Origin of the sequence: Steroidobacter flavus, assembly GCF_042651805.1 — a bacterium.
Lineage (GTDB): Bacteria > Pseudomonadota > Gammaproteobacteria > Steroidobacterales > Steroidobacteraceae > Steroidobacter > Steroidobacter flavus.
The window spans coordinates 2,426,760-2,453,215 of sequence record NZ_JBHSDU010000015.1 but is presented as its reverse complement, the minus strand read 5'-3'; the positions used below and the strand labels follow the sequence as shown (position 1 = coordinate 2,453,215).

The following is a 26,456-nucleotide window of genomic DNA, read 5'->3' as shown; positions in this document are numbered from 1 at the left end:
CTGGCCTGAAGGGTGTACTGAGCGGTTCTGGATCGGTTTTTGGAATTTTTTGCAATGCAAAGCTTGTGTTGCGACGCGATCCGGGGTATCTTTGGCACCGCAAAATAAATGCGATAAATGCTCCAGCGCACCGGCGCTGATGTCGCGAGATCGCATTACGTTTGCAACGAATTTGTAGGCTGCGCCAGCGACAATAGGCGCAGTTGGAACCGAATCCCCCTGTTGGCCGGATCACTGTCAAAAGTATCCGGCCTCTTTTTTTTCCAGGGGTCAGGCCTGAGCGGCCTTCTCGATCTCCGCCTTGTGATTGCGCAGAACCTTGCGGATCTCTGCCGCGGAGGGGCGCTCGGCGATTCGCGCAATCAGCTCCGCAAGTTCGTGCCACGGCTTGCCCCACTTCAGCAAGCGCACCGCGTCGGCGATGATTTTCCCCTTTAGATCCAATGGCGCCGCGGGTTTAGACGCTTCCGGCGCAGGCGCGGGCTTGGCCGCAGGCTTGGCGGCCTGCACGGCGGCGGGATTGATCTTTGGCGCGGGTCGGGCCGAGGGGATGGATCGAGCGGGAACTGCCACGGGCACCAGCAGATCCGACGTCGTCAGCTCGCCGGTGGAGTCCAGCAGCGGGATTTCCTGCTTGGCCTTCACCACCTTGAGCTGCGGCATCTCGCGCGTCGGCTCTTCGGCGGGTACGCGGTTTCGCTGCGTGGGTGCGCGAATCACGGTCGGCGCTTCCACGGTCTGGCTGGTGCCAGCTGCCTGATCGGCCTTGGCCGGGTCGGCCAGCGGAATGAAGCGCTGAATGTGCTGAATGCCGACCAGGTTGGCCAGGAACGCCATCAGCTCCAGCGATTCGGAGAATTTGCTGTCGCCCATGGCCTGGCGCGTCTCGCAGTGCTGCTTGAGTTCGAGCACCTTCTGGCGCGCCACTTCGAGTACCCAGCGGGTCGGCCGGTCATGTTTCTGCCAGGGCTGAACGCGCGCATAAGCGGCGTCGCTCAGCTCGACATACTGCAAATGCAGGTCGATGCTGGTCAGCCACTTATCGATCAGCTCCGTGATGCGGCGATCCGCTGGCGTCATGACGACTCCGGTTGAGTGCGTGCATTATGCACAAGGAGCTTGCGGGAACGGCTCGAATGGCCGCTGTTACTGCGCGTTTCTGTGCGCTGTGTGGCAAAAAGGCCGACGAACGCGGCAGGGATGGCGCTCCCACGGGGATTCGAACCCCGGTTTAGGCCTTGAGAGGGCCCCGTCCTAGGCCTCTAGACGATGGGAGCGTATTGAGGCTGGCACTGACGTGCCGAGCAGACGCGGTATTATACGGGCCGTTTTTTGCGGCTCAAGTTTTTAAGCTCCGACGGACGGTCCGCTGCTATTGAACGATAACAACTCTCCCGCCGAGATCATCGATGAGGCGGCCGCCCCGCGTGTGGTGGCTCGCGAACAGCACCCGATCTCGCGCGCCAACATCTCTTCGAATGCGTTGAAGGTCCTGTATCGGCTCAAAGAGGCTGGCTATCAGGCATTTCTCGTGGGCGGCGCCGTGCGCGACCTGCTGCTCGGGCTGCATCCGAAGGACTTCGACGTCGCGACCAACGCGCATCCCGATCAGGTGAAGCAGCTGTTCCGCAACTGCCGTCTGATTGGCCGGCGCTTCCATCTCGCGCACGTGCGCTTCGGCTACGAGATCATCGAGGTCGCGACCTTCCGCGCCGCGCACACGCCGATCGACGAAGACAACAGCGTCGATGAAGCGGGCCATCGCGTACTCGATGACCGCGGCCGCATCCTGCGCGACAACCTCTACGGCACGATCGAAGAGGACGTGTGGCGCCGTGATTTCACGGCTAACGCGCTCTACTACAACATCAACGACTTCTCGGTGTGGGATTACGTCGGCGGTTACGAGGATGCGCAGGCGCGCGTCCTGCGGTTGATTGGCGACCCCGAGACTCGTTACCGCGAAGATCCAGTGCGCATGCTGCGCGCGGTTCGGTTCGCGGCCAAGCTCGACTTCGGCATTCATATAGACACGGCGACGCCGATTCCGAAACTCGCGTGGATGCTCGACGGCGTGCCGCCGGCCCGGCTGTTCGACGAAGTGAACAAGATGTTCCTCGCTGGCTACGCGATTCGCTCGTTCGAGCTGCTGTGGGACTTGGGGCTGTTGGAGCATCTATTCCCGGATCTCGCGGCGTCGGTGAATGCCGATCCGCACAGTGTGGCCGCGAGAGTGTTACGACTGGGCTTGGAAGGCACCGATGAGCGCGTGCGCGCCGACAAGTCGGTCACGCCGACGTTCCTGTTCGCGGTGTTGATGTGGCCGGCGATTCGTCGCGCGTTCGAGAAATTGCAGGCGGAGCAGGGCGCGGAGATTCAGGCGCTGCTCGCTGCGTGCGATCAGGTCACTGCGCGTCAGCAGGCGCGCGTCGCTGTGCCCAAGCGGTTCACGTTGCCATTGCGCGAGATCGTCGGTCTGCAGCCGCGCTTCGCGCAGCGTGAAGGTCGCCGGGCGTTGCGTTTGCTCGATCATCCTCGGTTCCGAGCGGCATACGACTTCATGCTGTTGCGGGCGGCCGCGGGCGAAGTCGAGCAAGAAGTGGCGGAGTGGTGGACGGACATTCAAAACAAGTCCACTGAAGAGCGCACCACCATGGTCGAACAAGGCCGTGACGGTCAGCCTGCCGAGGGGGGCCAGAGGCGTCGTCGGCGCCGACGCCGTCGTCCTCGGCCGCCAGCTGCTTGAGCGCCGCCGACTCCACAGCGTCTGCAGTGTGGTTCCCCGCGTATGTGGCGCTCGGCAGTAATCTCGATCAGCCGCTCGTTCAGATCGAGCGCGCGTTCACCGCGCTGGCACAGCTGCCGCGGAGTCGCTTGATCGCGCGTTCGCGCCTTTACAAAACGCAGCCGCTCGGACCGCAGGACCAACCTGAATTCATCAACGCCGCGGCCGGGCTGCTCACAATGCTTTCGCCGCGCGAGCTGCTGGTCGAGTTGAAAAGACTGGAGCGCGAGTTGGGACGCGCGGCGCCGATCGTGCGCTGGGGGCCGAGAGTCATCGATCTCGACCTGTTGGTCCATGCCGACGCGCAGATTTCGGAAAACGATCTGACGGTGCCGCATCGTGGTCTGCCTGAGCGCAACTTCGTCCTGTATCCTTTGTGCGATCTCGCCCCCGAGTTGCTCGTTCCCGGCCATGGCCGAGTGAGTCAGCTCGCGGCACGCGTCGGAGGCGCCGGATTGGTGCCGCTCACCGGCGCTCCCGGCGTCCCTTGAACAACTCAGCGGTGGACATGACCGAGAAGACTCTCATTCCAGCGCCGCATCGCCTGATCGTGGTCGAAGGCCCGATCGGCGTCGGCAAGACCAGTCTTGCCCGGCGGCTCGCGCGCAGTTTCGGCAGCGAGCTCATTCTCGAGCAGGCCGACGAGAATCCGTTCCTGGAGCGCTTCTATAAGAACCCGCGCTCGGCGGCGCTGCAGACCCAGTTGTTCTTTCTGTTCCAGCGCACGCGGCAGCTCGAAGATATCCGCCAGCACGACTTGTTCGACACCGTACGTGTCGCCGACTACCTGCTCGATAAGGACAAGCTGTTCGCACAGCTGACATTGGACGAAGAGGAGTTTGCGCTGTACGACCAGGTCTATGCGCGGCTCGCGGTGGATGCGCCGGTGCCCGATCTGGTGATCTATCTGCAGGCGCCGGTCGATATTCTGCGCGAGCGGATCGAGCGGCGCGGAATCAGGTACGAGCAGAACATCGAGAAGAACTACCTGGAGCGGCTTCAGGAAACCTACGCCCGGTTCTTCCACGCCTACGACGCCTCGCCGTTGCTGATCGTGAATGCCGCGCAGGCGGATTTCGTCAACAACGACCACGATTACGGCCAGTTGCTGGAGCAAGTCATCCGCACCCGGCGCGGGCGGCATTACTACAACCCCTTGAAGAGTGCGGTCTAAGCCCTGATAAGGCTGTCATTGCACCGAGTTTGACTGTCGGGGCGGCCCTGGGCATTCTTCCCGCCCCGCCGTAGCTCACCGCCATGTACAAGCACCTTCAAGAGCGTTACGCGCCGCGCCCGCCGGTCAATGTCGGCACTCTGGTCAAGATGAAGGCGGAAGGCGAGAAAATCGCCTCGATCACCGCTTATGACGCCAGTTTCGCGACCCTGGTGGATGATGCCGGCGTCGATGTAGTGCTGGTCGGCGATTCCCTTGGCATGGTCATTCAGGGCCACGACACCACGGTGCCCGTGACTTTGGCCGACATCGTCTACCACTGCCGCGCCGTGGCCAAGGGGCTGTATCGCCCGTTCCTCATCGCGGACATGCCGTTCATGACCTACGCATCCAAGGAGCAGGCGCTCGATAACGCCGTGCGTCTGATGCAGGAAGGCGGCGCCAAGATGGTGAAGCTCGAAGGCGGCGCGGGTCAGGTCGAGATCGTTGAATTCCTCGCGAGCCACGACATCGCGGTGTGTGCGCACCTCGGGTTGAAGCCGCAGTCAGTTCACAAAGTCGGCGGCTTCCGCGTGCAGGGGCGAGAGAACGAAGCGGCGGAGCGAATGCTTCGCGATGCTCAAGCGCTCGAAGCTGCGGGTGCCGACATCGTCCTGCTCGAGTGCATTCCCGCGGCGCTGGGCAAGCACATCACCGAACAATTGCATGTACCGGTCATCGGCATCGGCGCCGGGCCCGACACGGACGGTCAGATCCTGGTGCTGTACGACGTGCTCGATATCACGTCGGGCCGCAAACCGAAGTTTTCCAAAAATTTCCTCGCCGGTCGCGACAGCGCGCTGGAAGCGATCAAGGCTTATACGCAGGCCGTGAAGTCGAAGGAATATCCGGGCCCCGAGCACTGTTTCTAATCCATGGCTAAGACTCTAGAAGTGGTGGCGCGTCCCCACGAGTTGCGTGAGCGCGTGTCGCAGTGGCGTCGCAAGGGTGAGCGCATTGCCTTTGTGCCGACGATGGGCAACCTGCATGCGGGGCATGGCAGTCTGGTCAGTCGCGCGTCCGAGCTGGCCGATCACATCATCGTCAGCATCTTCGTCAATCCGTTGCAGTTCGGGCCGAACGAAGACTTCGCGGCTTATCCGCGCACGCCCGATGAAGATCGTCAGCTGCTGGAATCGTTGAACGTCGAAGTGTTGTTTGCTCCCGAAGTTCACGACATTTATCCGCGCGGTCAGGAAACGACGGCGCGAGTGCACGTGCCGGGTCTCGAAGACATTCTCTGTGGTGCGTTCCGGCCCGGTCATTTCATGGGTGTGGCGACCGTCGTCACCAAATTGCTGAATCTGGTGCAGCCCGACGTGGCGCTGTTCGGCGAGAAAGATTTCCAGCAGCTGATGATTATCCGTCGCGCGACCATCGATCTGTGCATGCCGATCGAGATCGTCGGGGTGCCGACGGCGCGGGAGAAAGACGGTCTCGCGATGAGCTCGCGCAATCGTTACTTGCTCCCGGAGCAGCGCGCGGTCGCTCCTCAAATTTTTGCGGCGCTCGAACGGGCTCGCGTTGCTCTCGAGGCGGGCTCGACCGATTACGCCGCGCTGGAGCACGCCGGCACCGAATCGCTGCAGAAAGCGGGCTTCCGGCCGGATTATTTCTCGATTCGCGACGCGAATACGTTGCAGATGCCGAATGGCGAGTCGAACGATCTGGTGATTGTCACCGCGGCCCGAATCGGACGTGCGCGCTTGATCGATAACGTTCGCGCGAAAAGAAAGTAATCAAGCGGCGTGCTCGACCGGCCTTCGCGCCAAGCACAAAGTAGCCTAGGTGGCGTGCTGGATCAGCGTTCGCAAGCGCAAGTGGCTTAGGTCGCGTGCTGGGCCAGCGCCCAGCCGACATGCTCGCGCACCAACTCTGATGGGTCTTCCCGGCGTGATTCCAGCGCGCCGATAACTTCCGCGCTCGTCGGCGCGTTCCCCAGCGCGACGGCGATGTTTCTTATCCAACATTCATAACCGATGCGTCGGATCGCGCTGCCTTCGGTGCGATCCAGAAACTGCTGCTCGGTCCACGCGAACAGCTCGGCCAGTTTGGCGCCATCGAGCGCATGACGGGGCACGAAGTCCACCTCGCTGGTGAAGCGTGCGAATTTGTTCCAAGGGCAAACCAGTTGGCAGTCATCACACCCATAGATGCGATTGCCCAGGGCTTTGCGAAACTCTTCGGGAATCGAGCTGCGCAACTCGATCGTGAGATACGAAATGCAGCGGGTCGCATCCAGCTGGAAAGGCGCGACGATGGCCTGGGTCGGGCACACGTCGATGCAGGCGCGACACGTGCCGCAATGTTCGGTTTCCGGTGTATCTACTGGCAGCGGCAGATCGGTGAGAATCTCGCCGAGGAAGAAATACGAGCCGGCGCGTCGATTGATGAGGTTGGTGTGCTTGCCGATCCACCCGAGGCCGGCGTTGCGAGCGAATGCTTTCTCGAGCACCGGCCCGCTGTCCACGAACACGCGATGTGACTGCGACGCGCTGTGTGCCTGAATCTTTTCCGCCAGCCTGGCGAGCCGACGCCGCAGCACCTTGTGATAGTCGCGGCCCAGCGCGTATCGCGAAACATAGCCGCGCTCGGGATCTTCCAGAATCTCCTGCGGGTCCTGGGCCTGCGTAGGTAAATAGTCCATACGCACCGAAATCACTCGCAACGTGCCGGGCACCAGCTCGTTCGGGCGGGCGCGTCGACGGCCGTGGCGCTCCATATATTCCATGGCGCCATGTCGGCCTTGCTCCAGCCACGCCATCAGGCGCGCCTCATCCTCGGGCACGTCGATGCCCGTGATGCCGACTTGCTGGAACCCCAACTCGCGACTCCACTGTCGGATCGAGCCGGCCAGCTCGGTGTAGTCATTCGGGGCGATGGCGGACATGGGGCGATTTTGGCAGAAGACTAATTTCAGCAGAACCCGCAGCCGATTTTGTTAACCTTTGACGTATGAAGCCGCTGCCATTGGCCGTGCACACCGCCGCACAAGTGCGAGCCCTCGATCGCCACGCGATTGACGATTTGCATATTCCTTCCTACACGCTGATGACCCAGGCAGGCGAAGCGGCGGCGGTGGCGCTCCGGAGTTGCTGGCCGTCCAAGCAGCGCATCGCTGTGATCTGCGGGCCCGGCAACAACGGTGGTGACGGCTATGTGCTCGCGCGTCTGGCGCAGGCGATGCGCATCGATGTCACGGTGGTGTCACTCAGCGATCCGACCCGATTGGGCGGGGATGCCAAGCGTGCTCATGATGATTTCGTGGCGGCGGGTGGCGCCGTTCAGGCGTGGAGCGATGGCTGTCTCGACAAAGCTGAAGTCATTGTCGACGCGATCTTCGGGACCGGTCTGTCGCGCGATCTCGATGCCGTCATGATCGAGCGGATCAACACGATCAACGAGTGCGGTGTGCCCATCCTGTCGCTCGATATTCCCAGTGGGCTCGATGCCGACACCGGTAAGGTTTGGGGCGCGGCCATCGTTGCTGAGCGGACGCTGTCATTCATCGGCTTGAAGCTCGGCTTCTATCTGGGCGAGGGCCCGAATCACACCGGCATCGTGCTGTTCGACGATCTGGATTTGCCCGCCGGTGCGAGCGAATTCGTGCCGCCGTCCGCGCTGCGAATCGATGAAGACTTCGTCGCGCAGCTGTTGCCGAGGCGCCGTCGCACGTCTCACAAAGGTGAGCAGGGCAGTGTATTGGTCATCGGTGGTGGGCTTGGAATGGCCGGTGCCGCGCGCATGGCGGGCGAAGCGGCGTTGCGAGCGGGGGCGGGGCTCGTGACGGTCGCCACTTGCCCTGAAAACGTCGCTTCCATCACTGCGAGTCGTCCCGAGCTGATGTGTCGCGGTGTCGAAAGCGCGAGCGATCTGACGGCTATGATTGAACGCGCCGACGTCCTCGCGATCGGGCCGGGGCTGGGTCAGAGCGATTGGAGCAGAGCGTTGCTCGACGTCGCGTTGGCAAGTGACAAGCCGACGATCATCGATGCGGACGCGCTCAATCTGCTGGCGCACGCGCCGTGCTCCAATTCGAAATGGATTCTCACACCGCATCCCGGTGAAGCGGGGCGGCTGCTCGGCATCAGCACTGCCGAGGTTCAAAGTAATCGTCTGCAATCCGCGCGTGAGATCGCCAAGAAGTTTGGTGGCACGGTTGTATTGAAAGGCGCGGGCACGCTCGTCGTCACAGGCGATTCGCTGCCCTACATCTGCGACCAGGGTAATCCGGGCATGGCATCGCCCGGCATGGGCGATGTGCTCACGGGGGTGATCACCGGCATCGCCGCGCAGACGGCTGATCTGCCTGGCGCGGCTCGCGCGGGCGTGTTGGTTCATGCGATGGCGGGCGACATGGCTGCGCGGCGCGGTGAGCGCGGTCTTCTGGCTACCGATCTATTTGGATACTTGCCCACGTGCGTGAACCCGGCACAGAGATTCTGAGCGTCGGCTCGGCCGAGCAGATGCAGGTGTTGGGTCGGGCGATCGGAGCAGCGGTCGATGCGACCGAGGGCACCTTCATCATCGCGCTCGAAGGCGAGCTCGGCGCGGGCAAGACCACTTTGGTCGGCGGCATCCTCCGCTCGTATGGCGTGACCGGCCCCGTGCGCAGCCCGACCTATACCTTGATCGAGCCTTACGAGACGGCGAGCCGCCCGGTCTATCACCTGGACCTGTATCGGCTGACCGATCCCGACGAGGTCGAGCCGCTGGGCATCCGCGACTTGCTGACCGGATCGGCCCTGCTGCTCATCGAGTGGCCGTCGCGGGCCGCGGGTGCAATTCCCGCCGCCGACTTGTGGATCGATATCGCCTATCCCCCCGTGGGAACCGAGGGGCGGCGGGTCAGATTAACCCCGCATTCCCTTAACGGCGCTAACGTCGTGCGGCACATCGTTGCAGCGATACCGGAATTGCGTCCGCTATCCTCATAATTTCGTTGAAAACTTACATATCGGCGCGGTAGATTACCGGCCATATGCGAGGCTCGCGGCAAAGTGCGTTCGTTTCCATGGTGGTGGGCTGCCTCGGCCTGCTCCTGGCCGCCTTTGGCGCGTCCGCCGCCAAGCCCGTGACCATCAAGGATGTGCGCCTGTGGGCCGGTCCGGATGGCACTCGGTTGGTGTTCGATTTGAGTGCGCCGGTCGATCACACCGTGCTGACCCTCGAAAACCCGGATCGGGTGGTCGTCGATATTCCCGCCGCAACGATCGAGAACGGACGTGCGATGCCGGACGGCCAGGGCTTCGTGAAGCAACTGCGCGCGGCGGCTCAGCCCAATGGCGATCTGCGCGTGGTCGTCGATCTCACCGGGCCGGCGCAGCCCAAGACGTTCACTGTCGGTCCCCAGCAGTCCTATGGCCATCGGCTCGTGCTCGACCTCGCGCCGTCGAAGGGCACAGTTGCAGCGGCGCCGGCACAGCCTTCGGTTGTGAAGGCCGCAGCCGATGCGCACGGTCGCGACATCGTCGTGGCCATCGATGCCGGTCACGGTGGTGTCGACCCGGGTTCGATCGGCAAGCGCGGTACTTATGAGAAGCATGTGACGCTGGCGATTGCGAAGCGCTTGAAGGAGCGCATCGATCGCGAGCCGGGCATGCGTGCGATCCTGACTCGCGACAACGACATGTTCGTCGAGCATCGCGAGCGCATTGCTCGTGCCCGTCGTCAGCAGGCGGACATGTTCGTGTCCGTGCACGCGGACTCGTACACGAACCGATCGGTCGCTGGCTCGTCGGTGTATGTGTTGTCCGCTCGCGGCGCGAGTGACGAGTCGGCGCGCTGGCTGGCCGATCGCGAAAACGCGGCTGACCTGATCGGCGGCGTGAAACTCGACGACAAGGACAGCGTGCTGGCCTCGGTGCTGCTCGATCTGTCGCAAGGCGCCAGCATGAGCGCCAGCGTCGATGCGGCCGATCTGGTCATGCAGGAGCTGTACAAGATCGGCAACATCACCAATCGCGGCGTCAAGCACGCCGGCTTCCTGGTGCTGAAGTCGCCGGACATTCCCTCGATGCTGGTGGAGACCGCCTTCATCTCCAATCCGACCGAAGAGGCGCGCCTGCTCGATCCCAAGCATCAACAGCGGCTGGCCGAGGCGATCCATCAGGGCGTGCGGGCGTACTTCTACGCCAATCCTCCGCCGGGCACGGTCGTTGCGGAATTGCGCGCGAAGCAGTCGGGCGCGACGGTGATCGCGAGCACGGCCGACGGCGAAAGTGCTGGCAGCACAGCGCACTAAGACGCGTCGCTCAGACGGGCGGACAACGTCCGCAACCCTCGGTTAGTGAAGCGGAACGATTCGCGCAATAATGCCGCGCTTTCCACCAGCGCCAGCCATTCCCTGATGCCGATTCGCGTTCTTCCCGACCAGCTCATCCACCAGATCGCCGCCGGCGAGGTGATCGAACGGCCCGCCTCGGTCCTCAAGGAGTTGATCGAGAACAGTCTCGACGCCGGCGCCAAGCGCGTCGACATCGAGATCGAGGAGGGCGGTGCGAAGTTGTGCCGCGTGCGTGACGATGGCAGCGGCATCGAGCGCGAGGAGCTGGCGTTGGCGTTGTCGCGTCATGCGACCAGCAAGATCGCCAACATCGACGATCTGGAGAAGGTCGGCACGCTCGGGTTTCGGGGCGAGGCGCTGCCGAGTATCGCGTCGGTCTCACGCACGAAAATCTCCTCACGCACCGCGAACTACTCGGTGGGCTACAGCGTCAGTTCCGATAACGGCGTCCTGAGCGAGCTGGAACCGGCGCCGCATTCGATCGGCACGACCGTTGAAGTGCGCGATCTGTTCTTCAACGTTCCCGCGCGGAAAAAATTCCTGCGTGCCGAACGCACCGAGACGCAGCACATCGCGCGCATGGTCGAGCGACTCGCGTTGTCGAAGTTTGAGACTGCGTTCTCGCTGTCGGCGTCGCGTCGCTCGCTGGGCGATTTCCCGGCGGCGAGGTCACAACTCGAGCGCGAGAAACGGGTCGCGCAGATCGTCGGCGACGAGTTCATGGCGAACGCCATGTACGTCGAGCACGAGTCGTCGGGTTGCAAGCTCACGGGCTGGCTGTGTCAGCCGACCTATGCGCGAGCGCAGCCTGACTTACAGCATTTCTATTTGAACGGTCGCATGTTGCGCGATCGTTTGATCAGCAGCGCCATCAAGCTGGGTTATCGGGACGTGATGTTCCATGGCCGGCATCCGGCGTTCGTGCTGTTCATGGAGATCGATCCGCGGCAGGTCGACGTCAACGCGCATCCCGCCAAGCTGGAAGTGCGTTTCCGCGACGGTCGTCATATTCACAACTTCCTGTTCAAGACCGTCGAACGGGTGTTACGGGAAACGTATGCGGGTGCGGCCAGCGCTGCACCGCCGCCTACGGATGCCGACCACCTCATGCCGACGAGCGAGCCCACCTCGATGTGGCCGATGCGTGGGCCGAATCAGTCGTCGCTCGGGCTGCGCGTGTCCGAGCCGCCAATGCCTGCGTATTTCCGTCAGCCGTCGGCGGCGTATCCGTCGCCGCCTGCGTTCGAAAGAACCAGTGCGGTGCCGACGACTGCCGTCGGTATGGAGATGCCGACGGTCGAATCGCAGCCGCCTGAAACGCCGCCACTGGGTTTCGCGTTGGCGCAGTTGCATGGCATCTACATTCTTTCTCAGGCGCCCGACGGCTTGATCCTCGTCGACATGCATGCCGCTCACGAACGCACGACCTATGAGCGCATGAAGGCGGCGATGGAGAACGGCGGCGTGGCCAGTCAGCCGTTGTTGGTGCCGCTGTCTGTTTCTGTTGCGGCTTCCGAGGCGGATGTTTTGGAAGAGCATGCACCCTCGTTGAATCGACTCGGCCTCGACGTCGAGCGTTCCGGTCCTGCGAGCGTGCAGATCCGCGCCGTGCCGGCGTTCCTGGCGCAGAAAGATCTGGATGAGCTGTTGCGACGGATCAGCGCCGACTTGTCCGCCGACGGCTCGACCCGTGGCATCGAAGAAGCGATCAACGAAGTGCTGGGCACGATCGCCTGTCATGGCGCCGTGCGTGCGCATCGCATTTTGTCCGTGCCCGAAATGAATGCGCTGCTGAGAGAGATGGAGCGCACCGTGCGCAGCGATCAATGCAATCACGGCCGGCCCACCTGGACGTATGTCAGCATGGGCGACCTGGATCGAATGTTTCTTCGAGGCCGATGAGCGAGCTCACGTCCGCGGTGCCGATCCCGCTCATCATGGGCCCGACCGGCGCGGGCAAGACTGATCTTACGTTACGCCTCGCCGCCCGCTACCCGATCGAGATCGTCAGCGTCGATTCGGCGCTGGTCTATCGCGGCATGGACATCGGTACGGGTAAACCCTCGCGAGAAGAATTGGAACGTTTCCCGCATCATCTGGTCGATATCCTCGATCCGTCGCAACCGTACTCTGCTGGGCAGTTTGTGCGCGACGCGTTGACTGCAATTGGAGACATTCGCAAGCGCGGCAAACTGCCGGTGCTGGTCGGCGGCACGATGTTGTACTTCCGTGCGCTTCGTCGAGGCCTCGCGGAAATGCCGCAGGCCGATCCGAAAGTGCGACAGGAAATTGACGCCGAAGCCGCGCGCTCGGGCTGGCCGGCGTTACATATGCAACTCGCATCGATCGATCCGTTGACCGCGCAGCGAATCCAACCGAACGATGGACAACGAATACAGCGGGCGCTCGAAGTACACCGGTTGACCGGTAAAACGCTAAGCGAGCTGCACGCACTGACCCGACCGGCCGATCCTGCGATGAAATTCGCTGCTTTTGCCTGGGCGCCGAGCGATCGCGAGCGTCTTTACCAGGCGATCGAGCGGCGCTTCGAGCTGATGATGCAGGCGGGCTTGCTGGATGAGGTGCGACGATTGCAAGCGCGTGGCGATCTGCATGCCGAGTTACCCGCGATACGTTCCGTCGGCTATCGGCAACTATGGGAACATTTGTGTGGTAATGAGTCTTTAACTGCTTCGGTGCAGCGCGCGATTTTCGCAACCCGGCACCTGGCACGACGACAATTGATCTGGTTACGAGCCGAAGACGATGTGCAATGGTGTGATGCCCTTGATTCCACCGCGGCCGGCCCGATAGAGAATGCCGTCGCTACGTTTGTTCGAGGCATATAGTGTGATGAGTGTGATTGGCGTTGTGGGCGGGCACAGCGGTTCACTCGTGACACTGATGCAGCTGCGTATTGAATCAAAGGCAGCTTCGACGGGAACATCGCTGTGCTAAACTGCGGCATCGCAGCGGTTACCGGATGGTGCCCGTAGGCTGTCGCTCAGCTGCAGGGAAGCGGCATTAGTCGGCAAAGCTCAACCAAAGAATTCGAAGGCATAACAAGGAGATAAATGATGGCCAGAGGGCAATCATTACAGGATCCGTTCCTGAACACATTGCGCAAGGAGCGCGTCCCGGTCTCCATTTACCTGGTGAACGGTATCAAACTACAAGGTCAGATCGACTCGTTCGATCAGTTCGTCGTCTTGCTGAAAAACAGCGTCAGCCAGATGGTCTACAAGCACGCAATTTCCACCGTCGTTCCGGCGCGGGCCATCCGCTTGCCGACGAGCGAAGAAGAAGGTGCGGAGCCGGTAGCCGTCAGCGAGTGAGATGACCGTGGAGTTCGTTGTTGTTTGAACGTCCTCGCAGCGGCGAACGCGCGCTCCTGGTCCGTATCGGGCTGGGAGGTCCTCCCGGTAAAGATGAGCTGAGTGAGTTCGAGGCGCTGGCCCGTTCGGCCGGCGCCGAAGTCCTCGCAACGATCACCGGCACTCGCAAGGTGCCGGATCCCCGCCTATACATCGGCAGCGGTAAAGCCGAAGAGATTCACGCCCGGGCGAAGGAGCTCGGCGCGGATCTGGTGGTGTTCGACCACGCTCTGTCCCCCAGCCAGGAACGCAATCTAGAAAAGCTGTTCCAATGTCGAGTGCTCGATCGCACTGGATTGATTCTAGACATCTTCGCGCAACGCGCCCGCAGCTTCGAAGGCCAATTGCAAGTGGAGCTGGCGCAGCTCAAGCATCTCGCCACCCGACTGGTGCGAGGCTGGACCCACCTGGAGCGGCAAAAGGGCGGTATCGGCTTGCGCGGCCCTGGCGAAACCCAGCTGGAAACCGACCGCCGCTTGCTGGCGGCCCGGATTCGCACCTTGAACTCTCGTCTGGACAAGGTTCTTACGCAGCGTGCAACCACGCGGCGTGAGCGCAAGCGGGCGGAAATCCCAACCGTTGCGCTGGTGGGTTACACCAACGCGGGCAAGTCCACTCTATTTAACAGGTTGACCGGCGCCGGCGCTTACGCGGCCGATCAGCTGTTCGCGACGCTCGATCCGACGGTGCGTCGTCTGGAACTGCCCGATGCGCGGTTCGCATTGCTGGCCGATACAGTCGGGTTCGTTCGCGATCTGCCGCACGAACTGGTGGCGGCGTTCCGTTCGACCTTGCAGGAGGCGCGCGAATCGACGCTCTTGCTCCATGTCATCGATGCCGCGGATCCGAATCGCAGCGAGCGCATCGCCCAGGTCAATCAAGTCCTGAGCGAAGTGGGTGCCGGCGACCTGCCGCAGATCGAGGTCTTCAACAAGGCCGATCTGATTGGCGAGGCCGCGCATGTGGAGCGGAACGAGAACGGCGGGACCCGCCGGGTCTGGCTGTCGGCGCAAACCGGCGAGGGCACCCAGCTGCTGATCGACGCCATCGGCGAATTCCTTGGACCGGAGCTGGTCCACCGTCATATTGTCCTGAAACCCGAGGAAGGCCGTGCGCGGGCGCGGTTCTTCGCGGCTGGAGCGGTGCTGGCCGAACAGGCCCTGCCAAGTGGCGCGGTGGACCTGGAAGTGTCCATGCCCCGGCGTGCCTTTGAGCATCTGTGCCGATCCGAAGGATTGCCTGAGGCCCTCACGGAAGGTTAAAAGCTTGTAACCTCCCGAAGCCATTCCTAAAATCGACCGTTTCGGGTCCGGCAAGCTTAATCGCCAGCTGATGCCCAAACCTCCCAAAACCTCTTAGCTCTCAAGACACAAAGTCATCCAACATGGCGTGGAACGAACCCGGCGGTAACTCCGGTGGCAAGCGCAACCCCTGGGGGGGCGGCAACAAGCCCGAGCAGGGACCGCCCGATCTGGACGAGGTCCTGCGCAACCTGCAGCGTCGGCTGGCCGGCTTGTTCGGCGGCAGCGGCGGGGGTAACCGAAATGTCGGCGGCTCAGGATCGGGCCGAGGCTTCGGGATCGGCACTATCGTGCTGGTGCTCGCGGCCATCTGGGCGTTCAGCGGCCTGTACACGGTCGACGCCGCCGAGCGCGGGGTCATCCTGCGTTTCGGCAAGCATGTCGCGACCACCATGCCCGGCCTACGCTGGCATCTGCCCTGGCCGATCGAGACCAAGCAGATCGTCAACATCCAGACCATCGAGAGCTTCAGCGAGCAGACCCGCATGCTGACCTCGGACGAGAACATGGTCGACATCAACATGGAAGTGCAGTTCCGCCGGGCCAGCCCGCTGGACTACGCCTTCAATGTCAACGAGCCCGAGCAGACGCTGCGCGAAGTCAGCGAAAGCGCGATTCGCGAGATCATCGGCCGTAGCAAGCTGGATGGCGTGCTCGAAAGCGGCCGTCAGGAAATCGTGGCCCGCACCAAGGAGCTGATTCAGCGCACGCTGGATGCTTATAAGGTCGGTCTGGAAGTCACTGCGGTGAACCTGCAGGACGTGAAGGTGCCGAACGAAGTGGCACCCGCTCAGCAGGATGCGATCAAAGCTCGCGAAGACCGCGACCGTCTGTCGCTGGCCGCGCAGGCTTACTCGAACGACTTGATTCCGCGCGCTCGCGGTTCTGCCGTTCGCGCAGTTCAGGAAGCGCAAGCGTATCGCGCTCAAAAAGTTTCGAAGGCCGAAGGTGAAGCCGATCGCTTCCTGGCGTTGCTCTCCGAGTACGAGCGTGCTCCGGCCGTGACCCGCGAACGTTTGTATCTGGAAACGGTCGAGCGCGTGCTCGCCTCCAGCAAGAAGGTGGTGCTCGATACTCAAGGCGGCGCGGGCAATCTGGTGTATCTGCCCATCGATAAGCTGCTCGAGCAGAACCGTCGCACGCCGCGCGTTTCCACGAGCGAGTCCAGCATGACTGTCGAGAGCCCCGATACCAGCGACGCGACCAGCGTCTCCGGCGATCGTCGTACCCGAGGGACCCGCTAATGGCCGGCCGCGGTTTTCTAGTTCTGATTCTGGCGGCAGTGGTGGCCTTCGTGCTCGCCATGTCGACCTTCACCGTGCGCGAGACGGAGCTGGCCATCAAGTTCCGCTTCGGCGAAATCGTGCGTGCCGACTACGCACCGGGCCTGCATTTCATGGTCCCGATGGTCAACAACATCCGCAAGTTCGAGCGTCGCATCGACACCAAGGGATATCCGTCGGAGCAGTTCCTGACCAGCGAAGGCAAGATCCTGCGCATCGACTTCTATATCAAGTGGCGCATCTCCGATGTGTCCACTTACTACCAGGCGACATCCGGTGGCGATCGCGAAATCGCCGCGGGCCGTCTCGGCAGTATTGTGAAGGACGGCATCAAGGGCGTGATCGCCCGTCGCACCATTCAGCAGGTGGTGGCCGCCGAACGCGCCGAGTTCACCGGTGAGATCCTCAAGCTCGCGGAAGACGCCACCAAAGGGCTCGGTCTGCAGCTGGTCGACGTACGCGTGAAGAAGATCGATCTGCCGGAAGAAGTCAGCGAATCGGTGTTCAGTCGCATGCGTCAGGACTTCGACCGCCAGGCCAAGCGGCTGCGCGCCGAGGGTGAGGAAAATGCCGAGAAGCTGCGGTCCGAAGCTGACCGTCAGCGCACCGAGATTCTGGCCGAGGCCTACCGCGAGTCGGAAATCATCAAGGGCGAAGGCGACGCGAAGTCGGCGGACATTTATGCGAAGGCCTACAATCGCAACGCCGAGTTCTATTCGTTCCATCGCAGCTTGCAGGCGTATCGCGAGGCCATCGGCACCGATAACGACGTGCTGGTGATCTCGCCCGACAGCGACTTCTTCAAGTATCTGAATCGCGCCAACAAGCGCTGATGCGGCCGTGAACTGGTCGGACCTGTTCGCGGCCCTGGCGCTGTATCTGGTGCTGGAGGGCGTGATGCCGTTTCTCCGCCCGCAATCGGTGAAGCGCCTGATGCAGGCGCTGTCCAGCCTGCAGGACCGACAGCTGCGTCTGTTCGGTCTTGCCAGCATGAGTGCCGGCCTCGCGCTGCTGTACCTCGTGCGCTCCTAGAATTCTTTCTTATCCCGAGTCCGTAATGAGTAGCCATCGCAATGTTGTCGTCATCGGTGCCCAGTGGGGCGATGAGGGCAAGGGCAAGATCGTCGATCTGTTGACCAATCGCGTCGCGGGCGTGGTGCGCTTCCAAGGCGGCCACAACGCCGGCCACACGCTGGTGATCAACGGCCGCAAGACCATCCTGCGCTTGATTCCCTCCGGCATCCTGCACGAGGGTGTCACCTGTTTCATCGGTAACGGCGTGGTGCTGTCGCCGAAGGCGCTGCTGGATGAAATCGCGGAGCTGCAGACCGCCGGCATCGACGTGCCGAAGCGTCTGCGCATTTCCGAAGCCTGTCCGTTGATCCTGCCGCATCACATCGCGCTCGATAAGGCGCGTGAAGAAGCGGCCGGCGCCGCCAAGATCGGTACGACCGGTCGTGGCATCGGTCCGGCGTACGAGGACAAGGTCGCGCGTCGCGCGATCCGCGTGCAGGACCTGTTCGCGCGCGAGCGTTTCGCCGCCAAGCTCGGCGAGGTGCTCGATTATCACAACTTCGTGTTGCGCAATTACTTCAAGCAGCCGGTCATCGATTTCCAGCAGACGCTCGATGAAGCGCTGGCGTTGGGCGAGCAGCTGCGGCCGATGGTCGCGGATGTTTCCGGCGAAGTGAACGCGTTGATCCGCGGCGGCAAGCGGTTGTTGTTCGAAGGCGCCCAGGCGGCGTTGCTCGATATCGATCACGGCACCTATCCGTTTGTGACTTCGAGCAACTGCATCGCCGGCCAGGCGTGCGCCGGTGTCGGCGTGGGCCCGCAACAGTTGCACTACGTGCTCGGTGTCGCGAAGGCGTATGCGACGCGCGTCGGCAGCGGCCCGTTCCCGACTGAGATCGACGATGAGATCGGCGAACACTTGCGGGTGAAGGGCAACGAATACGGCTCGGTCACGGGTCGTCCGCGTCGTTGCGGCTGGTTCGATGCGGCGAGCCTGCGTCGTGCCGTCGAGATCAACGGCATCTCCGGTCTGTGTATCACCAAGCTCGACGTGCTCGACGGCCTCGACACCGTGCGCGTCGCGACGGGTTACAAAGTGAAGGGCGAGCGTCGCGATCTGTTGCCGGTCGGCGCCGAAGCGCTGTCGATCTGCGCCCCGATTTATGAAGAGCACCCCGGTTGGAAAGAAAGCACCGCCGGTGTGAAGACCTTCGAAGAGCTGCCGAAGAATGCGCAGTCCTATCTGCGTCGTCTCGAAGTGCTGGCCGGCGCCCCCATCGCCATCATCTCGACCGGTCCGGACCGGCTCGAGACCATCGTGTTGAAGCATCCCTTCGACTGATTTCGCTCTAGCTCTGTAAGAAAAAACTCGCGCGCGTAACCGATTTACGCGCGCGTTTTTTCGTGCGCGCCGGATTCGGAACCCACGCGGTCTCGATGAATTGTTTCCTCACGTCGGCGATCAATGCCAGCAGCGCGAGGAGATGCAAATGGCTTACAGCAATTACCGAAGTGATTGGGGTCGCGATCGCGATGAGCGCTGGCGCTCGCACCGCGATTGGGACGATGACGATTCACGTCGCGCTCGCGAGTCGATGGAGCGCGACTACTACGGCAGTGAGACGCGCGGCGGCTATGGAGGGTCGCGTGGAGAGCACGAAGGCCAGGGTCCGAGTTACAACCGAGGCTACGGGCAAGGCGATTACGACCAGGAATACGGCCAGAGAGAATCCGGACAGGGCTCGCGTTACAGCCAAAGCGGACGGATGAGTGAAATGGGCTACGGACGCGGTCGTGAATATTTGGGGGGCGGCGGTCGCGGCGGTCGCCACTACGGCAACGAGATGGGCGGTTGGCAGGGCCGCGAGGAGGAGCAGTGGCGCAATCGCGATGTGCACGGTCAATACGATCGCGACGCGAACTACGGCGGCTTCAGCAGCAGCGGCACCGGTAACTATCGCGGCTACGGCGGTAGCGGCGGCAGCTATCAAGGCGGTCAGGGACGCTGGGGCGAAGCGGGCACCCAATACGGCCAGGGCGGCGGCAGCCAAGGCGATTACAACTATCGCGGTTACGAGCGCAGCCGCTACGGACAAGGCGGTTACGGCGGGCGAGGTCGCTTCGGCCAGGGCGAAGACTATGGACGGTCCGGGCGGCCGAGCGGTGGCCGCGCCTACGGCAACTATGGCGGTAGCGCCAGTGGCTCAGGCGACGAGTACGGCAGCCGCAGTCAAGGAATGGATCTGTACGGCTCGCAAGGTTCGCAGGGACGGCAATGGGGCCAGGAAGATTACGGCGCCCATCGCGGTCGCGGCCCGCGCGGCTACAAACGTTCCGACGATCGCATCAAGGAAGAAGTGTGCGATTGCCTGACCGACGATGACCGTCTGGATGCAACCAACATCGAAGTCTCCGTGAAGGATGGCGAAGTCACATTGAGCGGCTACGCCACCTCGCGTGAAGACAAGCGTTGGGCCGAATCGCTGGCTGAACGGATTTCCGGCGTGAAGGAAGTGCAGAACAGCTTGCGGGTGCAGGATCAGCAACGCAGCCAGTCCGGCAGCCAGTCTTCGACGCAGGGCCAATCCTCGACGCAAGGCGCCGGCGGCACTGCCGGGACGGGCCGAAGCGGCGACAAAGGCAGGGAATCCAACATCCAGCACTGACGATATCGCTCGGGGCGCTTCGGCGCCCCGATGCGCCGGGGGGACCGCTCATGAACACAGTCGCCGAAACTCCGGGCGAGCATCCGGTCACCGACATGAAGCGGTGTATCGAGGATTGCCTGCGCTGCTCTCGGGTTTGTTTCAGCATGGCCATGAACCATTGCCTGGAGCAGGGCGGCCCGCATGTCGCGCCCCCTCATTTCCGGTTGATGATCATCTGTTCCGACCTATGTCGGGTGACGGCGGACGCGATGCTCGCCAACTTCGTCCTGCACGAAGAGCTGTGCCGTGCCTGTTCACGCGTATGCGAGGAATGCGCCGCCAGCTGCCGTGACCTGGACGGCATGGAGGAGTGTGTCGACGCCTGCGAACACTGCTCGAAAAGCTGTGCCGCCATGCTGCGACGTTGATGGCTCGCGGGGGCCAAACTCAGCGAAAACCTTAGGCCCGAAGCGTCGAGTCGTTCACACTTAGCTACTTAGCTGGGCCCTAAAGTGCGCCCCAGGCACTTTGAGGTTATGTAAGCCAAGCATGAGCGAATCTTCCGTTTCGGCCATGCCAACCGCGGCTGCAAAGCGCGGTGGCGTTTTCTACCTGTACAAGAATCTTTGGGAGCAGTCGCACGGGCGACAGGGCGAGCTGTTGGGCGCCGTGCTCCTGCTGTTAACGGCTCAGTGCGTGCTGTTGAGCGTGCCGTATTTCGCGGGCCGCGCCATCAACGTTCTGCAGGCCTCCGGCTCGGCCGGCATTGGCGAGGCGGGAATCTGGCTGTCGCTGGTGATCGGCGCGACCGCACTCAGTTGGGTGTTTCATGGCCCGGGCCGATTGCTCGAGCGCAACGTCGCGCTGGAGATTCGCCGGCGCATTTCCTTTGGCCTGTTCGACCGGTTGTTGTCGCTGCCGCTGTCATGGCACGAAGCCAATCACTCCGGTGTGACCGCGCATCGCGTTCAACAGAGCAGCTCCGCGCTGTCGTCGTTCACGCAAAGTCAGTTCATCTATCTGAGCAGTGCGGTCCGATTGGTCGGTCCCATTGTCGCGCTCTGGCTGCTGGAGCCGTATGTCGGCATGAGCGCCATCGTGGGCTTCGTGATTATCTGCGTCTCGGTCGTGGGCTTCGATCGCGCCATGATTCGGCTCGCGCATCGTGAGAACGATGCCGAGCGTCGCTATTCCGCGGCCCTGCTCGACGCGCTGGGTAACATCACCAGTGTGTTCGCGCTTCGCCAGTCGCGTGCGATCACCGATTTGTTACAGCGCCGGCTCGAGGCGATCTTTGCCCCGCTGCGTCGTTCCATCGTGTTGAACGAAGCGAAGTGGTGCACCGTCGATGTTTGCAGCAAGGTGCTGAGCTGCAGCCTGGTCGCGCTGTTTGCCTGGCTCGCGGTACGGCACGTTGATGCCACCGTCGGTCAGAAGACCCTCATGCTCGGCAGTCTGTATATGGTGTGGGAGTACGCGTCGCAGGCGGGTGGAGTCATCTCTACGTTCGCGTCCAACTTCCAGAACTTCGCGCGTCAGCACGCCGACTTCGCCAGCGCCGATCCGATTCGCGATGCGAACGTCAAAGCCGCCGACGCGACTACGCCGGAGCTGTTGCAGGCTTCGTCGCCGGATTCCGAGTACTACATGGTTCGCGATCTCGTGTTCAGCCATCCCGGCGGTCGCGATGAGCGGCCGACGTTGAACGGAGTGTCGTTGTCGCTTCAGCAGGGCCGTCGCTACGCCCTCATCGGTGGCAGCGGCTCAGGCAAGAGCACGTTGCTTCGCGTCCTGGCTGGTTTGTATGAGGCGGATCGGGTCGCCGTCGATCGTCGCAACGGTCCGGCCATCGTGACGCCATCGGCCGCCGCTCAGATGTTGAGATCGAATGTGACTCTCGTGCCGCAGGATGCCGAAGTTCTCGAAGGCTCGCTGGCGGAAAACCTGGCGCTGTGTGCGACGCATGCGGGAGCGCCGGCCGAAGGTCAGTACTCGGAGGCGATGAACACCGCGTGCGTCAGTGACTTCATCTCGGCCGACGCGAACGGCTTGAGCACGGCAGTGGTCGAGCGTGGCGCGAACTGGTCGGGCGGTCAGCGTGCGCGTATCGCGCTGGCGCGAGGCATTCTCGCGGCGGCCGATAGCAATCTGGTGTTGTTCGACGAGCCGACCGCGGCCCTGGATTCCAGGACCGAGGCGCGTGTTTACGACAATATCTTCGCGGCCCTGCCGAACTCGTGCATCGTGTCGTCGATCCATCGTTTGCATCTGCTCGATCGTTTCGACGAGGTGATCGTGATGCATGAAGGTCGCGTGGTCGCACAAGGCCCCGCCGCGTTGCTCGCTGCGACCTCGCCTGACTTCCGTCAGTTGCTGGCGATGTATCGTAAGGAAGATAGCGCGCAGCCAGCGTCGCAATCAGCGGCTGCTTGATCCACCGGGCCTGGTTTTCAGCCAGGCTCGCAAAACCTCCGCCACGCTCCAGGCCTGCGCCATGCAACCGCCTGGGGCGAATGGCTCCTCGGCATCGAAGATCTCGCTGATGCTGCCGATGCCCGCGTCGTACAGATGGCCGGGGAGTGCTTCCAACAGGGCTCTGGCGCCTGCCGGGTCCGGATATACACGCAGATAAGCGTCGATGTAGTGCCCAAGCAGCCAGGGCCATACCGTGCCCTGGTGATAGGCGGCGTCACGCTCGCGCAAGTTGCCTCGATAGTGAGATTTGTAATCGGAATGATCCGAGCTCAACGTGCGTAGTCCATGAGAGGTGACCAGCCGGGCCTGGACCATGTCGACGATTTGTTTCCAGTAGCGTTGGCTGAGCACCGGGTGCTGCAACGACAGGGCGAAGACCTGATTGGGGCGAATGGCGTCGTCGTTGCCGTTCGGTCCGTCGATGACGTCGTACAGGCAGCCTCGCTGCTCGTTCCAGTAACGCTTGTTGAAGGACTCGCGCACTTGCACGGCAAGATTGTGATATTGCTCATGCGGTTCGCGCAGCTCGCCGGCCCAATGCGCCATCAGCTGCAAGGCGTTGTGCCACAGCGCCTGGATTTCCACTGGCTTGCCGCGACGGGGTGTCACTACCCAGCCATCGACCTTTGCGTCCATCCACGTCAATTGATAACCCTCGGCGGCGGCGGAGATCAGGCCGTCCTGCGGATCCATGTGAATATTGAAGTGCGTCCCCTCGATGTGATGCTGGATGATGGACTGGAGCACGGGAAACAGATTTCGCAACAGCGCGCGATCCGTCGTCGCTTCCACGTAGCGTGAGATTGCGTGGAAGTACCAAAGTGTCGCATCTACCGTGTGATACAGCGCCTGGCGCTCGCCTTCGGGAAATAGATTCGGCAGCAGACCGTCTTTCACGTAATGCGAGAACGTGCTGAGGATGGCGCCGGCCTCGCGATAGCGGCCAGTCGACAGCGTGAGTCCTTCCAGACTGATCATCGTGTCCCGGCCCCAATCGCCGAACCAGTGATAGCCCGCGTAGATACTGCGCAGCTCGCCGCCGCTGGCCTGGGCCAATACGCTTTCTTCGAGACGACTGCCGGGAAGCACGATGAACTGATCCGCCGCCATCGCCAGCTGCTCGGCCACGGGATCGTTCTTCAGCGCCGGCGTGAGGCTCAACAAGTGATCGAGGCGTTGCCGCTCGGCATCGAACACTGCCGTCGCATCGAACCCGAGTCGTTCCCATGCGTGCGTCGAAGCGACGAAGACCGCCGGATGATTCGGCCGGACGCTGGCCAGCAAGTAGCCAGGGCTGAAGGCGCTCTCGAATTCCGGATCGCCGCGATCGCGCTCGATGCGATACACGAAGTTGGTTTCGTCGCGCTCTTCAGTAACGAACGCCGTGGGGCCGGGACGCAGGCCGAATCGCAGCACGATGTCAGAATCGATGTGTCGGACTTCATGTCGGCCGCGGCGCACTTCCAGCATGAACGAGCCCGGCTCGGCGCGCGGCGATTCGTCGTGACGGCGGAAAGAAACAAACGGCCGGACTTCCAGCTCGAGCGCTTCACCTTGCAGCAGGCGATATTGCACGCACACCGTGTTCTGGTTGTGGACCATGGTGATGGATTTCTCGAACACCACGCCTTCATGTTCGAAGGTCCAGACGGCGATGCGATGATCCAGCCGGAACTCTTTCAAGAACAGATGCGATTCGCCTTCGAAGCGCTCCGAGTCGTACTCGGCACCGCCCAGGTGCATCTGACGGTCGTTGATGGTGACCCATTCGTCGCAGCGGGAGATGAGGATGTGCCGGCCTTGGGGCGACGCCAGGTTGGGAACGAACAGTCCGTGATATTTGCGCGCGGGAATGCCAGCCAACGTGCCGGACGCGTAACCGCCCAGGCCGTTGGTGACCAGCCACTCACGGCTGCGCAGGAATGTGGGATCGCTGTCGCGACTCCAGTTCAAGACGATCTGCCGACCGTTAATCATGCGGGTACCTCGGGAAGGACAATGCGCGGTGCCGCCACCAACAGCACGGCGCATTGCGCCTGGATGCGCCAGGCGCCCCGGCCGTGCTCGGCGACGGGCTCGAATCCGCCCAGTCCTCCGTACTCGGGCGCTTCGCTGTTCCATAACACTTGCCAACCGCTACCGCGTGGGGGCGCGAGTAGCGGCTCGGCGATCGAGCCGTTACTCAGCTCGTGACCCAGATTCACAATCAGCAAACGATCGCCGTGGTCGGCATCGAACCAGCGCAGCGCGAAACTATGCTCGCTCAACGTCGCACCTTCGATGGCCGCGACGTTCTGTCGTGAGATCGTCGGATCGTTGGCCCGTAGACGCAGCAGATCGCGATGGAGCCTCAGCAGCGGCGGGTTGCGCTCGCATTCCGACCAGTCGAGCTTGGATTCTAGGAAGGTTCGCTCGGCGCGGGGATCCGCAATCGACGCCTGCAATCTCGGATCCGCGTAGGCGCGGAACTGGCCGAGGAATTGGCGCCGACCGGCATGCACTTGATGCGAAAGTTTTTCAGTGTGGTCGGCGAAGAACGTGAATGTGGTCGATGCACCGAACTCCTGTCCCATGAACAACATCGGCGTCTGGGGTGCAAGCAGCATCAATGTCACTAACGCGCGATAACTCGATGGGGCGGCGTTCGAATGAATGCGCAAGCCGGTCGCCGTGTTTCCCACCTGATCGTGGTTTTGCAGGAAGATCACGCAGGCGGCGGCTTCACGATCGTGCAACGGTGCGCCGCGGCTTTTTTTCTGCCAGCCATACCACTGTCCTTGATATAGAAATCCTCGACGCACACAAGATAGGAGCTCCTGCGCTCGTCCGCTGTAGTCGTGGAAATAGCCGTCGCGGCTGCCGGTCAGTGCGACGCGCGCACTGTGATGAAAGTCATCGTTCCACATCGCGTCCATGCCGAGGCCGCCGGCATTAACCGGCAGCAAGTGTTCGCTACATTGGGGCTCGTTCTCGGCGATGAAGAGAATGCGTCGGGGCTGTGTCACAGCGCGGGCACGCTGTGTGAGTTCCGCGAGCAGGTGAGTTTTACTCGCGTCGAAAATGGATTGGGTGGCGTCGAGGCGGAAGCCGTCGAAATGAAACTCTCGAAGCCAGTAGCACGCGTTGCCGATCAGGAACTCACGCGCGCCCGCATTGTGCTCGCCGTCGAGATTGAACGGCTCGCCCCACTCGGTGCGATAGCGCTTGCTGAAATAGTACGGGCTGAAATGGCCGAGATAGTTGCCGTCCGGGCCGAGATGGTTGTAGACGACATCGAGAATCACCGCCAGTCCGAGCGAATGCGCGCGATCGACGAATCGTTGCAACGCTTCGCGATCGCCATACACATGATAGGGCGCGTAGATCTGCACGCCGTCGTAGCCCCAGTTCCAGCGGCCGGGACATTCAGCGATGGGCATGATCTCCAACACCGTGACGCCGAGGTCGCGCAGGTACTCGAGCTTCGTGGCCGCCGCGTCGAATGTTCCTTCGGGCGTGAACGTGCCGATGTGTAATTCGTAAATGACTTGCCGCTCGATTCCGACGCCGCGCCAGCTCGCATCGGACCATTGGAACGCGTCCGGATCGACGAGCAACGACGGGCCGTGCACGCCGTGCGGTTGAAATCGGGAGCAGGGGTCGGGCCACGGGCCGGTATCGTCGACGCGATACTTATAAAGCCGGGCGGACGTGCGCGTGGCGCCGGAAAAATAACCACCGTCGTCGCGAGTCAGCGGGAACGGCTCATGAACGCCGTCCTCGAATATCACATCGATACGGCGTGCCTCGGGCGCCCATACACGAAACTGTGCGGTGTCGTCCGTGCACACTGCGCCGAGCAGTTCAGGAGGCGGAGACGGCGACATGCGAACCATTCGAACACGGAAGGTGATGACCACTGTGCGAGGAGCACATGAAGTCAAGCGCCGGGCCGGGAGCAGGGTTCCCACCGATCCTGATCGACCCGTCTTTTCCCGTCGCTTCTATTTACATTCGACCGGCGCGAGTCCGTGAGCCAATGGTTGTGCCTGTTGATTGCAAAGCAGTTCTTCGCTGCTCGGTATGGAAATTGCTCTC

General features: G+C 62.4%; 23 protein-coding genes and 1 tRNA gene. 19 read left to right on the top strand and 5 right to left on the bottom strand.

All coding sequences use genetic code 11. From position 1 onward, the window contains the following. Positions 1-270: 270 nt before the first annotated feature. Both ACFPN2_RS37615 and ACFPN2_RS37610 read right to left on the bottom strand, forming a co-directional pair. Entirely contained in the window at positions 271-1,080 is an 810-nt protein-coding gene (locus ACFPN2_RS37615; protein ID WP_380606354.1) for a hypothetical protein, read from the bottom strand. Between the two features lie 121 nt (positions 1,081-1,201). Next, positions 1,202-1,277: transfer RNA gene (locus ACFPN2_RS37610), tRNA-Glu, on the bottom strand. A 98-nt stretch (positions 1,278-1,375) separates the two neighbouring features. Between ACFPN2_RS37610 and pcnB the strand changes: the two genes are divergently transcribed. The 5 genes from pcnB (at position 1,376) to panC (ending at position 5,737) form a co-directional block, all read left to right on the top strand. Beyond that, positions 1,376-2,746 carry a polynucleotide adenylyltransferase PcnB gene (gene pcnB / locus ACFPN2_RS37605; RefSeq protein ID WP_380606352.1) on the top strand — a complete coding sequence of 457 codons (1,371 nt, stop codon included), beginning with the start codon at positions 1,376-1,378 and terminating at the stop codon, positions 2,744-2,746. A gap of 26 nt (positions 2,747-2,772) precedes the next feature. Next, entirely contained in the window at positions 2,773-3,276 is a 504-nt protein-coding gene (gene folK, locus ACFPN2_RS37600; protein WP_380606350.1) for a 2-amino-4-hydroxy-6-hydroxymethyldihydropteridine diphosphokinase, read from the top strand. A 17-nt stretch (positions 3,277-3,293) separates the two neighbouring features. Then, on the top strand, positions 3,294-3,959 hold the full coding sequence (locus ACFPN2_RS37595) for a deoxynucleoside kinase (protein WP_129777226.1): 666 nt from the start codon (positions 3,294-3,296) through the stop codon (positions 3,957-3,959). A gap of 83 nt (positions 3,960-4,042) precedes the next feature. Next, positions 4,043-4,870, top strand: a complete 828-nt coding sequence (panB, locus tag ACFPN2_RS37590) for a 3-methyl-2-oxobutanoate hydroxymethyltransferase (RefSeq protein WP_380606348.1) — start codon at positions 4,043-4,045, stop codon at positions 4,868-4,870. Between the two features lie 3 nt (positions 4,871-4,873). Beyond that, positions 4,874-5,737, top strand: a complete 864-nt coding sequence (gene panC, locus ACFPN2_RS37585) for a pantoate--beta-alanine ligase (RefSeq protein WP_380606347.1) — start codon at positions 4,874-4,876, stop codon at positions 5,735-5,737. A gap of 86 nt (positions 5,738-5,823) precedes the next feature. Here the strand turns inward: panC and queG are convergent, their stop codons facing one another. Further along, entirely contained in the window at positions 5,824-6,888 is a 1,065-nt protein-coding gene (queG, locus tag ACFPN2_RS37580; protein ID WP_380606346.1) for a tRNA epoxyqueuosine(34) reductase QueG, read from the bottom strand. 65 nt (positions 6,889-6,953) lie between these two features. Between queG and ACFPN2_RS37575 the strand changes: the two genes are divergently transcribed. The 14 genes from ACFPN2_RS37575 to ACFPN2_RS37510 all read left to right on the top strand — a co-directional run bounded on the left by ACFPN2_RS37575 (position 6,954) and on the right by ACFPN2_RS37510 (position 22,337). Continuing rightward, positions 6,954-8,444 carry an NAD(P)H-hydrate dehydratase gene (locus tag ACFPN2_RS37575; protein WP_380606345.1) on the top strand — a complete coding sequence of 497 codons (1,491 nt, stop codon included), beginning with the start codon at positions 6,954-6,956 and terminating at the stop codon, positions 8,442-8,444. Between the two features lie 20 nt (positions 8,445-8,464). Beyond that, positions 8,465-8,935 (top strand): tRNA (adenosine(37)-N6)-threonylcarbamoyltransferase complex ATPase subunit type 1 TsaE, encoded by a 471-nt coding sequence (gene tsaE, locus ACFPN2_RS37570; RefSeq protein ID WP_380606768.1) that lies wholly within the window; start codon positions 8,465-8,467, stop codon positions 8,933-8,935. A 44-nt stretch (positions 8,936-8,979) separates the two neighbouring features. Beyond that, on the top strand, positions 8,980-10,242 hold the full coding sequence (locus ACFPN2_RS37565) for an N-acetylmuramoyl-L-alanine amidase (protein WP_380606343.1): 1,263 nt from the start codon (positions 8,980-8,982) through the stop codon (positions 10,240-10,242). A 105-nt stretch (positions 10,243-10,347) separates the two neighbouring features. Continuing rightward, entirely contained in the window at positions 10,348-12,186 is a 1,839-nt protein-coding gene (gene mutL, locus ACFPN2_RS37560) for a DNA mismatch repair endonuclease MutL (protein WP_380606341.1), read from the top strand. Further along, on the top strand, positions 12,183-13,133 hold the full coding sequence (gene miaA / locus ACFPN2_RS37555; RefSeq protein WP_380606339.1) for a tRNA (adenosine(37)-N6)-dimethylallyltransferase MiaA: 951 nt from the start codon (positions 12,183-12,185) through the stop codon (positions 13,131-13,133). The genes mutL and miaA overlap by 4 nt, the downstream gene beginning before the upstream one ends. A 228-nt stretch (positions 13,134-13,361) precedes the next feature. Then, positions 13,362-13,619: an RNA chaperone Hfq gene (gene hfq / locus ACFPN2_RS37550; protein ID WP_380606765.1), complete on the top strand. Its 258-nt coding sequence runs from the start codon at positions 13,362-13,364 to the stop codon at positions 13,617-13,619. 20 nt (positions 13,620-13,639) lie between these two features. Next, entirely contained in the window at positions 13,640-14,920 is a 1,281-nt protein-coding gene (hflX, locus tag ACFPN2_RS37545) for a ribosome rescue GTPase HflX (protein WP_380606337.1), read from the top strand. A gap of 122 nt (positions 14,921-15,042) precedes the next feature. Further along, positions 15,043-16,203, top strand: a complete 1,161-nt coding sequence (hflK, locus tag ACFPN2_RS37540; protein ID WP_380606335.1) for an FtsH protease activity modulator HflK — start codon at positions 15,043-15,045, stop codon at positions 16,201-16,203. After that, positions 16,203-17,075, top strand: coding sequence for a protease modulator HflC (gene hflC / locus ACFPN2_RS37535; RefSeq protein WP_380606333.1), 873 nt, complete (start codon positions 16,203-16,205; stop codon positions 17,073-17,075). Before hflK ends, hflC begins: the two co-directional genes overlap by 1 nt. Before the next feature lie 7 nt (positions 17,076-17,082). Further along, a complete protein-coding gene (locus ACFPN2_RS37530; protein ID WP_380606331.1) occupies positions 17,083-17,274 on the top strand; it encodes a DUF2065 domain-containing protein in 192 nt (63 codons plus the stop codon). A 25-nt stretch (positions 17,275-17,299) separates the two neighbouring features. Beyond that, a complete protein-coding gene (locus ACFPN2_RS37525; RefSeq protein WP_380606329.1) occupies positions 17,300-18,598 on the top strand; it encodes an adenylosuccinate synthase in 1,299 nt (432 codons plus the stop codon). Positions 18,599-18,746: 148 nt separating this feature from the next. Continuing rightward, complete coding sequence (locus ACFPN2_RS37520; RefSeq protein ID WP_380606327.1) at positions 18,747-19,922, top strand: BON domain-containing protein; 1,176 nt, start codon at positions 18,747-18,749, stop codon at positions 19,920-19,922. Positions 19,923-19,972: 50 nt separating this feature from the next. Next, on the top strand, positions 19,973-20,332 hold the full coding sequence (locus ACFPN2_RS37515; protein ID WP_380606325.1) for a four-helix bundle copper-binding protein: 360 nt from the start codon (positions 19,973-19,975) through the stop codon (positions 20,330-20,332). Between the two features lie 121 nt (positions 20,333-20,453). After that, positions 20,454-22,337 carry an ATP-binding cassette domain-containing protein gene (locus ACFPN2_RS37510; protein WP_380606323.1) on the top strand — a complete coding sequence of 628 codons (1,884 nt, stop codon included), beginning with the start codon at positions 20,454-20,456 and terminating at the stop codon, positions 22,335-22,337. On the opposite strand, the gene ACFPN2_RS37505 is transcribed toward ACFPN2_RS37510, so the two are convergent. Continuing rightward, positions 22,323-24,356, bottom strand: a complete 2,034-nt coding sequence (locus ACFPN2_RS37505; protein WP_380606321.1) for an amylo-alpha-1,6-glucosidase — start codon at positions 24,354-24,356, stop codon at positions 22,323-22,325. The genes ACFPN2_RS37510 and ACFPN2_RS37505 overlap by 15 nt on opposite strands. Next, positions 24,353-26,245, bottom strand: a complete 1,893-nt coding sequence (treZ, locus tag ACFPN2_RS37500) for a malto-oligosyltrehalose trehalohydrolase (RefSeq protein ID WP_380606319.1) — start codon at positions 26,243-26,245, stop codon at positions 24,353-24,355. Before treZ ends, ACFPN2_RS37505 begins: the two co-directional genes overlap by 4 nt. Between the last annotated feature and the right edge of the window lie 211 nt (positions 26,246-26,456).

Bases quoted from the DNA above. Each gene is read 5' to 3' on its own strand.
- ACFPN2_RS37615 (WP_380606354.1), bottom strand. From the start codon at position 1,080: ATGACGCCAGCGGATCGCCGCATCACGGAGCTGATCGATAAGTGGCTG.
- ACFPN2_RS37595 (WP_129777226.1), top strand. From the start codon at position 3,294: ATGACCGAGAAGACTCTCATTCCAGCGCCGCATCGCCTGATCGTGGTC.
- panB (WP_380606348.1), top strand. From the start codon at position 4,043: ATGTACAAGCACCTTCAAGAGCGTTACGCGCCGCGCCCGCCGGTCAAT.
- panC (WP_380606347.1), top strand. From the start codon at position 4,874: ATGGCTAAGACTCTAGAAGTGGTGGCGCGTCCCCACGAGTTGCGTGAG.
- queG (WP_380606346.1), bottom strand. From the start codon at position 6,888: ATGTCCGCCATCGCCCCGAATGACTACACCGAGCTGGCCGGCTCGATC.
- ACFPN2_RS37575 (WP_380606345.1), top strand. From the start codon at position 6,954: ATGAAGCCGCTGCCATTGGCCGTGCACACCGCCGCACAAGTGCGAGCC.
- tsaE (WP_380606768.1), top strand. From the start codon at position 8,465: ATGCAGGTGTTGGGTCGGGCGATCGGAGCAGCGGTCGATGCGACCGAG.
- ACFPN2_RS37565 (WP_380606343.1), top strand. From the start codon at position 8,980: ATGCGAGGCTCGCGGCAAAGTGCGTTCGTTTCCATGGTGGTGGGCTGC.
- mutL (WP_380606341.1), top strand. From the start codon at position 10,348: ATGCCGATTCGCGTTCTTCCCGACCAGCTCATCCACCAGATCGCCGCC.
- miaA (WP_380606339.1), top strand. From the start codon at position 12,183: ATGAGCGAGCTCACGTCCGCGGTGCCGATCCCGCTCATCATGGGCCCG.
- hfq (WP_380606765.1), top strand. From the start codon at position 13,362: ATGGCCAGAGGGCAATCATTACAGGATCCGTTCCTGAACACATTGCGC.
- hflK (WP_380606335.1), top strand. From the start codon at position 15,043: ATGGCGTGGAACGAACCCGGCGGTAACTCCGGTGGCAAGCGCAACCCC.
- hflC (WP_380606333.1), top strand. From the start codon at position 16,203: ATGGCCGGCCGCGGTTTTCTAGTTCTGATTCTGGCGGCAGTGGTGGCC.
- ACFPN2_RS37525 (WP_380606329.1), top strand. From the start codon at position 17,300: ATGAGTAGCCATCGCAATGTTGTCGTCATCGGTGCCCAGTGGGGCGAT.
- ACFPN2_RS37520 (WP_380606327.1), top strand. From the start codon at position 18,747: ATGGCTTACAGCAATTACCGAAGTGATTGGGGTCGCGATCGCGATGAG.
- ACFPN2_RS37515 (WP_380606325.1), top strand. From the start codon at position 19,973: ATGAACACAGTCGCCGAAACTCCGGGCGAGCATCCGGTCACCGACATG.
- ACFPN2_RS37510 (WP_380606323.1), top strand. From the start codon at position 20,454: ATGAGCGAATCTTCCGTTTCGGCCATGCCAACCGCGGCTGCAAAGCGC.
- ACFPN2_RS37505 (WP_380606321.1), bottom strand. From the start codon at position 24,356: ATGATTAACGGTCGGCAGATCGTCTTGAACTGGAGTCGCGACAGCGAT.
- treZ (WP_380606319.1), bottom strand. From the start codon at position 26,245: ATGTCGCCGTCTCCGCCTCCTGAACTGCTCGGCGCAGTGTGCACGGAC.